The organism is Aequorivita sp. IT1183 (assembly GCF_058068265.1).
Window position 1 is genome coordinate 17,235 of sequence record NZ_JBYRHS010000008.1, and the last position, 15,687, is coordinate 32,921.

Below are 15,687 nucleotides of genomic sequence, written 5' to 3' on the forward strand. Positions count from 1 at the left end.
GACAATTATTCTTATTATAATTTTTCAATAAAATTACTTCTATCGAAAAATTATTTAATCAACACACTTTTATATTTGTTTAAGTTTTTTAGACAAATACCTGTACCGCGAACAACTGCGCGTAACGGATCTTCAGCAATATACACTGGAAGATCGGTTTTTTGCGAAAGCCTTTTATCTAATCCGCGAAGCATTGAACCACCACCGGCAAGATAAATTCCGGTGTTGTAAATATCTGCGGCAAGTTCTGGCGGTGTTTGTGAAAGTGTTTCCATCACGGCATCTTCAATTCGAAGAATAGATTTATCGAGTGCTTTTGCTATTTCTCTGTACGAAGTTTGTACTTGCTTTGGTTTACCGGTAAGCAAATCACGCCCTTGTACGTCCATTTCATCTGGAGGAAGTTCAAGATCTTCGGTAGCTGCACCAATTTGAATTTTAATTTTTTCAGCAGTGCGCTCGCCCACATAAAGGTTATGTTGGGTACGCATATAATATACAATGTCGTTTGTAAAAACGTCACCGGCAATTTTTATCGATTTATCGCAAACAATGCCACCAAGTGCAATTACTGCTATTTCAGTAGTTCCACCTCCTATGTCCACAACCATATTTCCTTTTGGTTGCATAATATCAACACCAATCCCGATAGCGGCTGCCATTGGTTCGTGGATAAGGTAAACTTCCTTACCATTAACGCGTTCTGCACTTTCTTTTACCGCGCGCATTTCAACTTCGGTAATTCCGCTCGGAATACAAATAACCATTCTTAACGAAGGTTTAAGCCATCTCTTTTTTAACGCGGGAATATCGCTGATAAACATGTTTATCATTTTTTCACTCGCGTCAAAATCTGCAATTACTCCATCTTTCAACGGTCTAATTGTTTTAATGTTTTCGTGGGTTTTACCTTGCATCATTGCAGCTTCTCGCCCCACGGCAATTATTTTACCGGTAGTGCGATCTCGCGCAACAATAGACGGAGCGTCCACAACAACTTTATCATTGTGGATTATAAGGGTATTTGCGGTACCCAAGTCAATAGCTATTTCTTCAGTCAGGAAATCAAAAAATCCCATATTTTATATCGTTGAAGTTGAAGGTTAACGTGATATGTTTGGTTTTAACAAATGTAATAAAATTTAATGCTTAAAATGGCGGGTTCCAGTAAATACCATTGCCATTTTATTTGCATTGCAATAATCGATGCTCAATTGATCTTTTATAGAACCTCCAGGCTGAATTACAGCGGTTATTCCAGCATTATCTGCAATTTCCACACAATCTGGAAACGGGAAAAAAGCATCACTTGCCATTACGGCACCTTCAAGATTAAAATTAAAGGCTTTAGCTTTATCTATTGCTTGTCGCAATGCGTCAACGCGGCTGGTTTGGCCGGTACCGCTGGCACAAAGTTGTTTTCCTTTTGCCAAAACAATTGTGTTTGATTTTGTGTGTTTGCAAATTTTAGACGCAAATAACAAATCTTCTAACTCTTGCGAATTGGGTTTATTGTTTGTTGCATTGCTTAAAATTGAAACAGTATCGGTAATGCTATCTTTTTGTTGAACCAAAACGCCATTCAAACAAGTTCTTACAGTATTTGAAGGTAATTCAGATTCTTTTTGAATTAATAAAATTCGGTTTTTCTTTCCTTTTAAAATTTCTTCTGCTTTCGATGAGAAAGAAGGGGCAATAACCACTTCGCAGAAAAGATCGTGAATTTCGTTTGCGGTAGCTTCGTCAATCTCTACATTGCTAATTAAAATTCCGCCAAATGCTGAAACAGAATCACCAGCTAATGCAGCTAAATATGCTTGTTGCACGGTGTCGCGTTGTGCAATTCCGCAGGCGTTGTTGTGTTTTAATATTGCGAAAGTTGGTGCTTCCCCTTTAAATTCGTTCATCAAATTTACGGCTGCGTCAACATCTAAAAGGTTGTTGTAGCTCAATTCTTTACCGTGAAGTTTGGTAAACATTTCGTCAAAATTTCCAAAGAAAAATCCTTTTTGGTGTGGGTTTTCGCCGTAGCGAAGTTCCTGTCCGTTGGTTTCACTTATTTTGAAAGCTGGCAATTTTTCTTCCTTGTTGAAATAATTAAAAATCGCCGTGTCGTAATTTGAAGATACGTTGAATGATTTTGCTGCAAATCGCTTGCGATCTTTCAAAGAAACTTCACCGTTATTTGCTGAAATCAATTCTAAAAATTCCGCATAATCATCAACCGAAGAAACGCAAATGGTGTCTTTAAAATTCTTTGCCGCAGCGCGAATCAATGAAATTCCGCCGATGTCAATTTTTTCAATAATATCATCTTCCGAAGCACCCGAAGCAACTGTTTTTTCAAAAGGATACAAATCTACAATCACAGCGTCTAACTGCGGAATGTTGTATTGTGCCATTTCGGCAACATCGCCTTCGTGATCTTGACGATTTAAAATACCGCCAAAAACTTTTGGGTGAAGTGTTTTTACGCGACCACCTAAAATTGAAGGATAATCTGTTACATCTTCCACTGCAATCACGTCGATTCCAAGATCGTTTATGAATTTTTCAGTGCCTCCTGTGGAGTATATTTTTACATTTTGTTCGTGTAGTTTTTTAACGATTGGAGCAAGGCCTTCTTTGCTAAAAACGGAAATTAAAGCGGATGAGATTTTTTTGGAATTGTTCATTCTTGAAAATTAAGGTGCAAAAGTACATAATTGCGTAGTAAATTTGTAACATAAGCCAAGAGAAAACGTCTTACTTTTAATAAATTTATCAATCCTCTTTTGAAAGTGTAATTGAAATTGAAGCAGAAGGGTATTTTGAGGAGTACATAATCAAAAATCGTAATTCTACAATCGTAAATCTAAAATCATAGATGCTAATATACCTCCGCGTATTAAAGGAAAGTTTCAATTTTGCGCTCAACGCGCTTAAAAATAATAAGCTTCGAACATTTTTGTCGTTAGTTGGAGTTACTATTGGAATCTTTTCTATTATAGCGGTACTTGCAGCAGTAGATTCTTTAAAACGCGAAATTCAGGGAAGTATTAGCGGTTTAGATAATAGCACAATATTTTTGGGGAAATATTCTTTTGGCCCAACCGATATTCCTTCTTGGAAACGTGAGCAGTTTCCCGACGTAACTTACGATGAATACCAATATCTAAAAAAATCGGTGCCTAACTTATTGGCGGCGTCTTACACATTAAACGTTGGTAGCGAAAATATTAAGAGTGATGACAAATCTGTTGAAAATGTTGCAATTGGCGCAGTTACCGACGAATATTACGAAATTGAAGCGCTTAAAATAGCTGAAGGCAGGTTTTTTAATGAATCTGAATCTATCAGTGGTTCGCCAGTAATTGTTTTGGGCGATGAAATTGCGAATACGCTTTATGGCTCACCGCAAGTAGCAATTGGTAAAAAGTTGCGATTATACGGCAGAAAATTTACTGTAATTGGAGTGCTGAAAAAGGAGGGAAGCAATATTTTTGGCGGAAATAGTAAAGATACTTCAGTTTATCTTCCAGTTAATTTAGCACGAAGAGTTTTTGGCGATTCAAACAAAAATACATTTCCCTTTATCATTATAAAACCCGAAAAAGGAATAGACGAGGCCGAATTTATTGCGACCTTAAAACAAAAAATGCGTATTTCACGTGGAATGAAACCAGACGATATTGACACCTTTTTTGTGAATCAATTACAAGGTTTTGCAGATGTTATTGATAAAATAACAGGTACAATGAATATTATCGGACTCGTAATAAGCGGCTTTTCACTGCTTGTGGGCGGTTTCGGAATTGCAAACATTATGTTTGTGAGCGTAAAAGAACGAACCAATTTAATTGGGATTCAAAAATCGTTGGGTGCGAAGAATAAATTTATTCTTTTTCAATTCTTGTTTGAAGCTGTAATTCTTGCAATAATTGGCGGTTTAATCGGCTTGTTTTTAGTGTTTATCGTTTCAATTATAGCCTCCCAATTCACGGGCGATTTCGAGTTTGTACTTTCTCCGTGGAATATGTTTATTGGGACCGCAATTTCTGCAGCAATTGGTTTAATCGCTGGAATTATACCAGCCATTTCAGCTTCAAAATTAGATCCGGTGGAGGCAATTAGAACGGGAATGTAAAATAATTAAGAATTCTGAATTCAGAATTCTTAATTCAGAATTTTCGCAACTTCTTCGTTTACCCATTCCAAAAAGCGCTCATCTTCTTCAGAAAATGGATCTGCAACGTGCGAGTCAATATCTATTTGCCCAATGTTTTTTCCGTCTTTAAAAAGCGGAATTACAATTTCAGATTTCACTGTAATACTACACGCAATGTAGTTGTCTTGCGCAGCCACATCTGCCACAACAAAATTTTTGTTGCTTACCGCTACTTGACCGCAAATCCCTTTTCCGAAAGGAATTACTATGTGGTCTGTTGGTTCGCCTGCAAACGCTTTTAAGTGAAGTGTTTTTTCAGCTTCATTTGCAAAGTAGAACCCAACCCAATCGTAATAGGCAATGGAACTTTGCAAAAGCTCGCAGACAGCTGTTAAGCGTTGTTCGGCACTTTCGCTATTGTTGGATAAAATCGTGTTAAGTTGTGGTTTTAAATTTGAAAAAGACATAGGTTTATAAATCTAAATTAAGTTGGCAAAAGTATTTCAAAACGGTTACAAACGCCAAATACAAATACTGTATTTTTGTTAAATATGACAGTTTCATATTTGTACTTTAAATATTTGCTGAGCATGTTTGAAGCATTATAAAAAAGAATCAAGTTTTTGAAAGAACTTTTTAAAAAATACTGGGTTGTAGTTCGTTTCATCCTACTTTTTATGGGCGCATATTTGCTGTTCAGTATTTTGTATTCCTTCTATTTAAAAGCATCTGCCGACGGCGCTTTTTTCCCAGATTATATTACAAATCTCGTTGCCCAACAGTGTAAGTCGGTGCTGGCAGCTTTTGGTTATGTTTCTAATTTATCACCAAGTATTCTGCAGCAAGGAATGTTATTGACCATAAATAATGATTACACAGTAAGCATTGTGGAAGGTTGTAATTCTGTAAGTGTTATCATTTTGTTTATATCCTTTATTATCGCCTTTGCAGAGAATTTTAAAAAAACCTTTCTATTTCTTTTTGCGGGAGCTGTTCTAATTTACATCGTTAACTTGCTGCGTATTGTTATTTTAATTGTTGCGTTGTACAAATTCCCACAGTTCGAAAATATGCTGCATTCCGTTGTTTTTCCAGGGATTATCTATGGAATGGTTTTTATTTTATGGATGGTTTGGGTGCGGATGTTGAAACCAAATACCACAACATGAGCAAGATTTTAAAAATATTGGGCGTTATAGGACTCGCTGGTTTGCTGGTGTTTATTCGTGGATATGAAGACGTGTTATTTTACGATCCACTTTTGCATTTCTTTGAAACGGACTACAAAAGTTTGCCATTACCAGAAATGGACATTTTTGCACTTCAAACTGGACTCGCACTACGTTTTTTGATGAATACAATTATTTCATTATTAATTATTTGGTTAATTTTTAAGGATATGGAAATTATAAAACTATCCCTTATTCTTTACGGTCTGCTCTTTGCGCTGCTTTTTTTAGTTTTCAGTTTTATCATTTTCACATCGGAAGATACCAGCGGGCACTTCGTATTATTCTATGTTCGGCGGTTCTTAATTCAGCCGTTGTTTTTACTTATTTTATTACCTGCTTTTTATTTTCAGAAGTACAAATCACTTTGATATTTTAATACCTTTGTAATCTAAATTTTAAGAAAAATGAAAAATATATCACTTATACTCTTTGCTGTTATTTCATTAACAATAGTTTCCTGCAAGGACAACGCAAAACAAAGCGAGCCCGAAGTAGTAACTGTAGATAACACTGAAATTGAAGCTTACGAAATAGCAGAAACAGAAGCAGAATTCAACGACCCAAAGGTTGAAGCTATTTTTGAACAATACTTGAACGTGGAAGCGGCTTTAGTAAATACGGATGCTGCTAAAACAGCTTCGGAATCTACAAAACTTGAAATACTGCTAAAAGAAATGAATGCCGAAGAAGCTACCCAAACAGCAGTTTCCGCAATGGCAAGTTCTGAAGATATAAAAGTGCAGCGTCAAAACTTTGAGGCTTTAAGCAGTGGTGTTGAAACTATGTTGAAAGGTTCACTGAAATCTGGAACACTTTACAAGCAATACTGCCCAATGGCTTTTAATAACAAAGGCGCATATTGGATAAGCAGCAGTAGAGATATTTTAAATCCTTATTTTGGCGATAAAATGCTGAAATGTGGTAGAGTAGATGCTGAACTAAAATAATTTTAACAAAGCCTTCCGATTTTAAGGAGGGCTTTTTTTTGTACTTTTGTATTATAATGAAAAAATCCATTTCCATATTCCTTTCTATACTGATGCTAGCCAGCAGTTCGGGGATTGCGTATGCCCAGCATTTCTGCAGTGGGATGGAAATGATGGCTGAAATTACTTTGGGCGAAAAACATCTTTCTTGTGGCATGGAATCAGACGGCCCAAATTCAGATTGTGGGTCCCAAACTGCGTTAGCCGATGCTCACGATTGTTGCAAAAATCACGTAACCAAAATACACACCGACGACAATTTTGCAAAAGCTTCTTTTGATTTAAAATTCAGTAAATCCTTTGTCGCAACTTTTGTCTCTGTATTTATATTACAGGAAGTTGAAATAGCTTCCATTGAAAAAACCTTCTTCGCGGATTACAGTCCGCCACCGCTCGAACAGAACTTAAATATTCTGTACGAGACCTTCTTGATTTGATTAATACCTGCGATTGCAGGTAACTAATGATTAAAACTCCATTCTTCTATGGAGCAAGTTTTCATATAAATCAAATCTAAAAAGATGAAACATAAAATTATATTAGCCTTATTCTTGAATCTGGTTTTTCTTCAATTTTCCTATTCGCAGGAAAAGGAGGAAGGGCCTATCAGAGAATACACATTGACCATTGAAAAAGAAACTGTAAACTTCACAGGAAAAGAAGTTGTGGGAATGACGGTTAACGGCAGTATTCCTGGGCCCACCCTTGAATTTACAGAAGGCGAACAAGCCGTAATTCACGTTATAAATAAAATGGACGTGGAAACTTCAGTCCATTGGCACGGAATAATTCTGCCAAATTTCCAAGATGGAGTACCCTATTTAACTACACCTCCCATACTTCCGGGCACAACATTTACCTATAAATTTCCTATAGAACAATCTGGTACTTATTGGTATCATTCGCATACAATGCTTCAAGAGCAGAGCGGCGTGTTTGGTTCTATTGTTATTCAGCCCAAAGAAAAGACCTTGGATTATAATAAAGAATTGGTGCTTATGCTTTCCGACTGGACCAATGAAAATCCACACAATGTAATGCGTAATTTAAAACGTGGCAATGAATGGTATGGAATGAAAAAAGGCACATCTACCCCTTTAAATCAAGTAATTGGACGCGGTGCATTGGGTGCTCAAATCGATTTTTGGCGACAACGGATGGAAGGCGCAGACATTGCCGATATTTACTATCCCGCTTTTTTGATTAATGGAAAACAGATAGCAGAATATCCTGAATTTGAGCCGGGCGAAAAAGTTAGATTACGAATTATAGATGGATCTGCTTCTTCACAATTCTGGATGACTTTTGGTGGAGAAACCCCCTTGTTGGTTGCTGCCGATGGGCTTGATGTTGTGCCTGTAAAAAGAAACAAAACCTTTATCGCAATAGCTGAAACCTACGACTTTATTGTAACAATTCCAGCAAATGGAAAGCTTGAGTTTAGGGCAATGGCACAAGATGGTTCTGGTACAGCTTTCGCGTATTTTGGAAAAGGTGAAATTGTTTCAGCCCCGATAGTAGCAAAGCCAGATAAGATTGCAATGATGCAGGAAATGGCTAAAATGAAGATGAAAATGGGCGCCCACGCAATTAAATTTCAACCCAAAAAAGATGAGCGTTTTGAAATGAAAGAAGAATACCGAATGGTAATGGATGACATGAAAGATATGGATATGGACCATTCTAAAATGGATTATTCTAAGATGAAAATGCCGAAAGATTCAACAAAAGTTGATCATTCTAAAATGGATCATTCTAAGATGGAAATGCCGAAAGAATCAGAAAAAGAAGACCATTCCAAAATGAAAATGGATGAAGAGCCAATGAAAATGGAGGGGATGGATATGAATTCAGATTACAATTATGATTATCTGAAATCTCCTGAAAAGACTAATTATTCTGCAGACGTTCCCGTTACAGAAATTCTCTTGAATCTTACCGGAAATATGAGCCGCTATATTTGGAGTATGAATGGTGTGCCGCTTTCTGAAACGGATAATATTAAAATTAAAGGCAATGAGGTAACGCGAATTACTTTGAATAATCTCACAATGATGCATCATCCAATGCACTTGCACGGACACTTTTTTAGAGTTATTAATGAAAATGGCGAATATTCTCCCCTAAAACACACTGTAAACGTACCTCCAATGGAGCAAATTACAATTGAATTTTACGGTGATACTTATGGCGATTGGTTTTTCCATTGTCACGTGCTTTACCACATGATGGGAGGAATGGCGCGCGTTTTTAGTTACGAAACTCCACGGGATGAACGTTTGCAAGAGTTTCCTGTTTCCAAAATTATAAACGAGGCTAACCATTTTTATACTTGGGGTACCGCAGATGTGGCTTCGCATATGGCTGAATTGAACCTGACCGCCTCAAATTTGAGAAATCAATTCAATGTAATGGCAGAATATGGCTGGAACGAGAATATTGAAGCTGAGGTTACTTATGAACGCTATCTGCACGATTATTTGCGTGTTTTTGGAGGGGTAAATGTGGAAAACGAAAACGAAGATAGCCTAGACGAAATTGAAACCACTGCCATTCTTGGTATACGCTATTTAACGCCCTATTTGTTTAATTTGGATGTGCGCATAGACAATAAACTTCGTCCTCAAATTGGGCTACAACGAGAAATAATGATCTTTCCCCGAACAGCTGCCTTTGGAATGATTGAATATCAAGCAGATTTTGGACTTGTTGATGATTTTCCAATGGGTATTGATTACGGTGACGAATTAACCTGGAATGCAGGTCTTGAATATTTTCTATCGAAGAATTTTTCTTTGATGGCTAGCTATGACAACCGCTTTGGTGCGGGTGGAGGATTATCGATTCGCTTTTAAATAAAAATAAAAATGAAACATACATATAAAATACACGGAATGACTTGCAATGGCTGCCGAGGTCATGTGGAAGAAACGCTGAACAAAATTGAAGGCGTTTCCAAAGCATCGGTTAACCTCGAAAAAGCCGAAGCCGTCATTGAAATGGAAAAGCATATTCCATTACAAGTTTTTGAAAAAGCTTTGGAAGGCGATGGCGGAAGCTATAGTATTTCTCTTCCCGATGATGCAGAAGCATTGCAAAAGCATCAAGATAAAAAGGAAGAAAAAAAAGACAAGCAAAGTAGCTCCGGAACTTTCTACTGCCCAATGCACTGCGAAGGCGAAAAAACATACAACAAGCCTGGCGACTGCCCTGTTTGCGGAATGGATTTAGTAGAAGAAGTAAAAATTACAGCAAATACGGCAACAGAATATACGTGCCCAATGCATCCCGAGATAGTTCGCGACGAACCGGGTTCGTGCCCAATTTGTGGGATGGATTTAGTGCCAAAAGAAGTGGACGAATCTGCCGAAAACAAATCGTATAAAACCTTATTGAGAAAGTTTTGGATCGCGGTAGCTTTTACGGTTCCTATCTTTTTGATAGCAATGTCTGAAATGATTCCAAACAATCCATTGTACGATTTGATGCCAATGGGTAATTGGAATTGGTTACAATTCGGACTTTCAATTCCAGTGGTTTTTTATGCCACGTGGATGTTTTTTGAACGTGCGTATCGCTCCATAAAAACTTGGAATTTGAATATGTTTACCCTCATCGGGATTGGTGCAGGTGTTGCTTGGATTTTTAGTGTTTTCGGGATGCTATTTCCAGACTTTTTTCCCGCACAATTTAAAACAGAAATGGGCACCGTGCACGTTTATTTTGAAGCAGCGACGGTGATTCTTACCCTAGTTTTAATGGGACAAGTTTTGGAGGCTCGTGCACACAATCGCACTAATTCGGCAGTGAAAGAGTTGTTGAAATTAGCACCAAATAAAGCAGTTAGAATTGTTGATGGAAAAGAAGAAACAATTGCGATCGATAAAATTGTGGTCGGCGATAAACTTCGTGTAAAACCAGGCGAAAAAATCCCAGTGGATGGAAGCATTCTCGAAGGCGAAAGCTCCATTGACGAGGCAATGATTACCGGTGAGCCAGTTCCAGTTTCTAAAGGTGTGGGCGATAAAGTGAGTTCGGGAACCATTAATGGTAAACAGACTTTTGTAATGAAAGCCGAAAAAGTAGGAAGCGACACTTTGCTTTCACAAATCATTGAAATGGTAAATAAAGCCAGCCGAAGCCGTGCGCCAATTCAGAAGTTGGCAGATAAAATTTCGGGCTATTTTGTGCCAATAGTGGTTTTAATTTCGGTTATCACTTTTGTTGTTTGGGCTATTTACGGGCCTGAGCCAGCTTATGTTTATGCCCTAGTTAACGCAATTGCGGTTTTGATAATCGCTTGTCCGTGCGCGCTAGGTCTCGCCACACCAATGTCTGTTATGGTTGGAGTAGGGAAGGGCGCCCAAAACGGTGTGCTTATAAAGAATGCCGAAGCGCTCGAAATACTTAACAAAATTGACGTTTTGATTATTGACAAAACCGGAACAATTACAGAGGGAAAACCGTCAGTTGAAAAAGTGGGGACTTCTGGAGATATTTCAGAAGAAGAAGTGCTTAAATATATTGTTTCGCTGAATCAAAATAGTGAGCACCCATTGGCTGATGCTACTGTAAAATACGGAAAGGAAAAAAATTCCGAAGTTTTAAAAACTACAGATTTCGATTCGGTAACGGGAAAAGGTGTTACAGGAATTATCAACGGAAAAAAAGTAGCGCTCGGGAACGATAAAATGATGGAAGAAGCTGGCGCAGCTATTTCCGAAGAGCTTCAAAAGAAAATTACAGAAGAGCAGCAAAAAGGTAAAACTGTGCCGATGCTTTCTATTGACGGAAAAGTAGTGGGTTATGTTGTAATCGCTGATAAAATTAAAGAAACCAGTAAAAAAGCAATTGCCGAACTTCAGGAAAAAGGTATTCAGGTTATAATGCTAACTGGCGATAATCACGATACCGCAAAAGCAGTAGCTTCTGAATTAAATCTGACGGATTTTAAAGCTGAAATGCTTCCGCAGAACAAAATGGAAGTTGTTGAAAAATTGCAAGCCGAAGGCAAAAAAGTGGCAATGGCTGGCGACGGAATAAACGATGCTCCAGCTTTGGCAAAAAGCGATGTGGGAATTGCGATGGGAACCGGAACTGATGTAGCCATTGAAAGTGCCGGAATTACCTTAGTAAAAGGTGATTTGCACGGGATTGTAAAAGCTTTTCATTTAAGTGAAAAAGTAATGGGCAATATCAAGCAAAACTTATTTTTTGCTTTAATCTATAACACAATCGGGGTGCCAATTGCCGCGGGAGTGCTCTTTCCAGTTTTCGGAATATTATTATCACCAATGATTGCCGCGCTGGCAATGAGTTTCAGCTCGGTTTCTGTAATTACTAATGCGCTTCGTTTGCGCACAGCAAAAATTGATTAAATGAAAAATATACTATACATACTATTTATACTCCCACTTTTTGTTTTTTCACAGGAAAAAATAACGGGATCCATTACTGAAAATGTAAACAACGAAGAAGTTCCGCTTGGTGGTGCAAATGTTTACTGGTTAAATACATCGGTGGGATCGGTTACTGATTTTGACGGTAATTTTGAAATTTCGTATAAACCTGAATACAAAAAACTCGTCATTAGTTATGTGGGTTATAAAACAGATACTATATCGGTAAATTCACGAAAAAAGATTTCACATTCTTTAGTTTCTACGGCCAATCTTGATGAGGTTACGGTTACGGCTAGGCAGAAAGCAACTGCGCGTTCTTTTATTCAATCTGCAAATGTTTTGAATGTAAGTAGTGCAGAACTTTTAAAAGCAGCGTGTTGTAATCTGGCTGAAAGTTTCGAAACAAATCCGTCTATTGATGTAAATTTTGCCGACGCTATTTCGGGAACACGACAAATTAAAATGCTGGGTTTAACAAGCCCATACATTTTAATTACTACTGAAAATGTACCGAGTATTCGTGGAGCTTCACAAGCTTACGGTTTAAGTTTTATTCCTGGCACTTGGGTGGAAAGTATTCAAATTACCAAAGGTGCCGGAAGTGTTACGAACGGCTACGAAAGTATTGCGGGACAAATTAATGCCGAATTACAAAAACCTTCCACAGACGATAAACTTTTTGTTAATGCTTATGGCGCAGGAAACGGGCGTTTTGAGTTGAATACGCACCTTAATACAAAAGTGAGCGAGCGATGGAGCACTGGTTTATATATTCACGGAAATATGCGAGATACCGAATTTGATGGCAATGACGATTCCTTTCTCGACGCTCCATTGATGCGTCAAGTTAATGTAATGAACCGTTGGCAATACGTAGATCAAGAAAATGGTTATGTGGGCTTTTTTAATATTCGTTATTTGAATGATGAAAAACAGACGGGACAAATTTTTTATGATGAAGAAACAGATCGCGGTACCACAAACGCTTGGGGAAGTGAGATTAAAACAGAACGCATTGATCTTTCGGGTAAATTTGGTTTCGTAAATCCAGATATTCCGTGGCAAACTGGTGGTTTGCAACTTGCGTATAGCCATCACAATCAAGAGTCTTATTTTGGATTAAACGATTACAATATTCAGCACAATAGTTTGTACGCTAATTTTCTGTACAATTCTATAATAAGCGATTCGCGACATAAAATAAAAACAGGCGTTAGCGCAACTTACGATGGTTACGACGAATTAGTTTTAACTGAAAATTATAATAGAATTGAAAATTCTGTTGGTGCGTTTTTTGAGTACAATTTTGACAATTTGGGCGATTTAAACTTTACTGCCGGAATACGTGCCGATGTTCACAATAGATTGGGAGCATTCTTAACACCTCGTTTTCACTTGCGTTACACGCCTTGGGAAAAGTCGGCTTTTAGAGTTTCTGCGGGAAGAGGAAAGCGTAGTGCTAATATTTTTACCGAAAATCAAAACCTTTTTGCTACTTCGCGAAGCTTAAATATTTTGGGCAATGGTGGAGCTATTTACGGTTTGGATCCTGAAATTGCTTGGAATTATGGGGTTTCCTTTATGCAGGGGTTTAACCTTTTTGGACAACAAGGCGATATCACATTCGATTTTTACAGAACAGACTTTGTAAACCAAATAGTTGTGGATTGGGAAAATCCTACAGAGATAAATTTTTATAATCTTGAAGGAGATAGTTATTCAAACAACTATCAAGTGGAGTTTAATTATAATCCGTTTAAACATTTCGATATGCGATTGGCTTATAAATATTACGATGTGGAGACCACTTATTTAAGTGGGAAGAAGCAAAACCCATTAACGCCAAACCATCGGTTTTTTGCAAATGCTTCGTTTCAAACACATCAAAAAACTAATGGGTCAAACTGGAAGTTTGATGCAACTTTCAACTATTTGGGTGAGCAGCGATTTGCTTCAAACGAAACTTATTTAAACACCATTGGGCTGTCAGAATTTTCGCCAAGTGTATCCACCGTGAATGCACAGGTAACTAAAGTTTTTTCGCCTAATTTTGAAGTCTATGTGGGCGGGGAAAACATAACGAATGTAAAACAGAATAATCCAATAGCAGGAAGCGATAATCCATTTGGATCAACTTTTGACACCACGTACGTTTATGGTCCAGTTTTTGGAAGTTCGTATTATGCGGGGATTCGCTATAGAATTAATTAATATGCTAGATTTCTGAAATAATGAAATTCATCTCAAATACATCAATAATAAAGTAATCGATAATCAGTAATAACAACAACTAATATTTTGAATATGAAAAAAGCAATTTTAATTTTCAGTTTAATGTTTATTGGTGCAACAGGTTTTGCCCAAGACAAAAATGCCAAAGCCACTATTGAGGTAGATGGCGTGTGTAATATGTGTAAAGACAGAATTGAGAAAGCGTCCATACAGGCGAAAGGCGTAAAGTCTGCAGTTTGGAATGTAGACACGCACGAGCTAAACCTTATATATAATGAGGGAAAAACCGATTTAGCTACAATTCAGCAAAGCATAGCCGATAGCGGCCACGACACTCAAGAAATTAAAGCCAAAGATGAGGTGTATAATCAAATAGATCCTTGTTGTAAGTATCGCGATCAGCAAGTGATTGACGATCATAAAAATGATTAGTTTTTCTTCAACAAAAAGCTATTGTTAAACTTTAGCCAAGGAGAGAATAATTTAACAGCGCCTCTTTTTACCTTTATATTGTTAATTAAAAAAAGTAACTGTTATGTCACAACAACAAGGTAACAAAAAGCCGCAACCTGCGAAAGCTACACCAGCTAAACAGGATAACAAAAAGGCTTCGCCAACTGCTCCTAAGAAGAAGTAGTCTGCGATTGGTTTATTTGCAAACCATAAGAAACCATCCCTCGAAAGACGGATGGTTTTTTCATGGTGGCAACTTCTAAAATTAATGTGTGGTTTCAACCCTATTTCATATTTTTACTTCACAAATTACAAATCAAAATAAATGAAACAAATATTAGGAATAGGTTCTCGAATAGATCATCCCAAATATGGAAAGGGAGTTGTTACCAATGTTACTTCAAAAATGTATTGGGTAACTTTTATAGCTGATGGTTTAGAAACAATTGCAACAGACGATGATTTTGAAATTATTGAAGCAGCCGAAGATGAAGTAGACACCGTAAGTTTTTACGATGTTGAAAAAAGCCTTCGCGACATTCTTAAAAAGTGGAATGGTTTCAGCGAAATAGTTCCGATAGCCGACAAGTGGAAGGGTGGAACAATTATTCTGAAACCAGCCGATTCAAATTTGAGTTCAAAAGAAATTCCGATTGATACTTTTTTCCACAAAATAGTTATGCTTCGCGATCGGCTTCGTGTAATGGAGCAAAAAATTAACGCGAGTAAAGAAATGGACGATCAGGACAAGATAGATCTTCAGCAATATATAACTAGGTGTTATGGTAGTTTAACAACGTTTAATGTGCTTTTTAAAAGTGTTTCGCAGCAGTTTAAAGGTGAGAGTTCTAACAAGTAAAATTATTTTTTATATTCTGAATTAACATGTTTTTAATACTGGTTTTTATTGAAGAATCTGAAGAGAATTAACAGTTTTTAAAGAGGTTCTTGAAATATGTTAAAATGCTCCAAAACACCTTGGTATGTGTTGTTGAGGCAATTTTGAGCAAAGTGTTAGTAAATATTTCAAATTATTTTTAAGTTGGTTGTTTGGGTTTGTTAATTTTTGAATTCGTTCACAGATGCAAGAAAACCAAGCCTTTGCGAAAATTTGGGATAGATTTTGGAGAAATACGAGTTTTTTAAAATAACTTTTTGATAAAATTTTCATAATCTACTTTGCATAAAAGTTGGAATTGTAAGATTTTATTGGCACTTTTGGTGGGCTAATTCAA

At 37.2% G+C, this 15,687-nt stretch carries 13 protein-coding genes; 10 read left to right on the plus strand and 3 right to left on the minus strand.

Translation table 11 applies throughout. From position 1 onward, the window contains the following. Positions 1-50: 50 nt before the first annotated feature. Both AC3RVF_RS15695 and purH read right to left on the minus strand, forming a co-directional pair. Positions 51-1,079 (minus strand): rod shape-determining protein, encoded by a 1,029-nt coding sequence (locus AC3RVF_RS15695; RefSeq protein WP_111844475.1) that lies wholly within the window; start codon positions 1,077-1,079, stop codon positions 51-53. Between the two features lie 63 nt (positions 1,080-1,142). Next, on the minus strand, positions 1,143-2,675 hold the full coding sequence (gene purH, locus AC3RVF_RS15700; RefSeq protein ID WP_489693769.1) for a bifunctional phosphoribosylaminoimidazolecarboxamide formyltransferase/IMP cyclohydrolase: 1,533 nt from the start codon (positions 2,673-2,675) through the stop codon (positions 1,143-1,145). Between the two features lie 191 nt (positions 2,676-2,866). Here purH and AC3RVF_RS15705 point away from each other — a divergent pair, with 191 nt between their 5' ends. Further along, positions 2,867-4,126, plus strand: coding sequence for an ABC transporter permease (locus AC3RVF_RS15705; protein ID WP_489692407.1), 1,260 nt, complete (start codon positions 2,867-2,869; stop codon positions 4,124-4,126). 29 nt (positions 4,127-4,155) lie between these two features. Here the strand turns inward: AC3RVF_RS15705 and AC3RVF_RS15710 are convergent, their stop codons facing one another. Then, positions 4,156-4,614 (minus strand): GAF domain-containing protein, encoded by a 459-nt coding sequence (locus AC3RVF_RS15710; protein ID WP_489692406.1) that lies wholly within the window; start codon positions 4,612-4,614, stop codon positions 4,156-4,158. 156 nt (positions 4,615-4,770) lie between these two features. Between AC3RVF_RS15710 and xrtF the strand changes: the two genes are divergently transcribed. The 9 genes from xrtF (at position 4,771) to AC3RVF_RS15755 (ending at position 15,311) form a co-directional block, all read left to right on the plus strand. Further along, entirely contained in the window at positions 4,771-5,316 is a 546-nt protein-coding gene (xrtF, locus tag AC3RVF_RS15715) for an exosortase family protein XrtF (protein WP_489693770.1), read from the plus strand. Further along, positions 5,313-5,747 (plus strand): exosortase F system-associated membrane protein, encoded by a 435-nt coding sequence (locus AC3RVF_RS15720; protein ID WP_489692404.1) that lies wholly within the window; start codon positions 5,313-5,315, stop codon positions 5,745-5,747. Before xrtF ends, AC3RVF_RS15720 begins: the two co-directional genes overlap by 4 nt. Before the next feature lie 36 nt (positions 5,748-5,783). After that, positions 5,784-6,326 (plus strand): DUF3347 domain-containing protein, encoded by a 543-nt coding sequence (locus tag AC3RVF_RS15725; RefSeq protein ID WP_489692403.1) that lies wholly within the window; start codon positions 5,784-5,786, stop codon positions 6,324-6,326. Between the two features lie 56 nt (positions 6,327-6,382). Further along, complete coding sequence (locus AC3RVF_RS15730; RefSeq protein ID WP_489692402.1) at positions 6,383-6,802, plus strand: HYC_CC_PP family protein; 420 nt, start codon at positions 6,383-6,385, stop codon at positions 6,800-6,802. An 84-nt stretch (positions 6,803-6,886) separates the two neighbouring features. Next, positions 6,887-9,220, plus strand: a complete 2,334-nt coding sequence (locus AC3RVF_RS15735) for a multicopper oxidase domain-containing protein (RefSeq protein ID WP_489693771.1) — start codon at positions 6,887-6,889, stop codon at positions 9,218-9,220. 12 nt (positions 9,221-9,232) lie between these two features. After that, positions 9,233-11,743 carry a heavy metal translocating P-type ATPase gene (locus tag AC3RVF_RS15740; RefSeq protein WP_489693772.1) on the plus strand — a complete coding sequence of 837 codons (2,511 nt, stop codon included), beginning with the start codon at positions 9,233-9,235 and terminating at the stop codon, positions 11,741-11,743. Beyond that, on the plus strand, positions 11,744-13,978 hold the full coding sequence (locus AC3RVF_RS15745) for a TonB-dependent receptor (protein WP_489693773.1): 2,235 nt from the start codon (positions 11,744-11,746) through the stop codon (positions 13,976-13,978). A gap of 93 nt (positions 13,979-14,071) precedes the next feature. Further along, complete coding sequence (locus AC3RVF_RS15750; protein ID WP_489692398.1) at positions 14,072-14,431, plus strand: heavy-metal-associated domain-containing protein; 360 nt, start codon at positions 14,072-14,074, stop codon at positions 14,429-14,431. A 346-nt stretch (positions 14,432-14,777) separates the two neighbouring features. Beyond that, positions 14,778-15,311, plus strand: a complete 534-nt coding sequence (locus tag AC3RVF_RS15755) for a DUF8685 domain-containing protein (protein ID WP_489693774.1) — start codon at positions 14,778-14,780, stop codon at positions 15,309-15,311. The last annotated feature ends 376 nt before the right edge of the window (positions 15,312-15,687 follow it).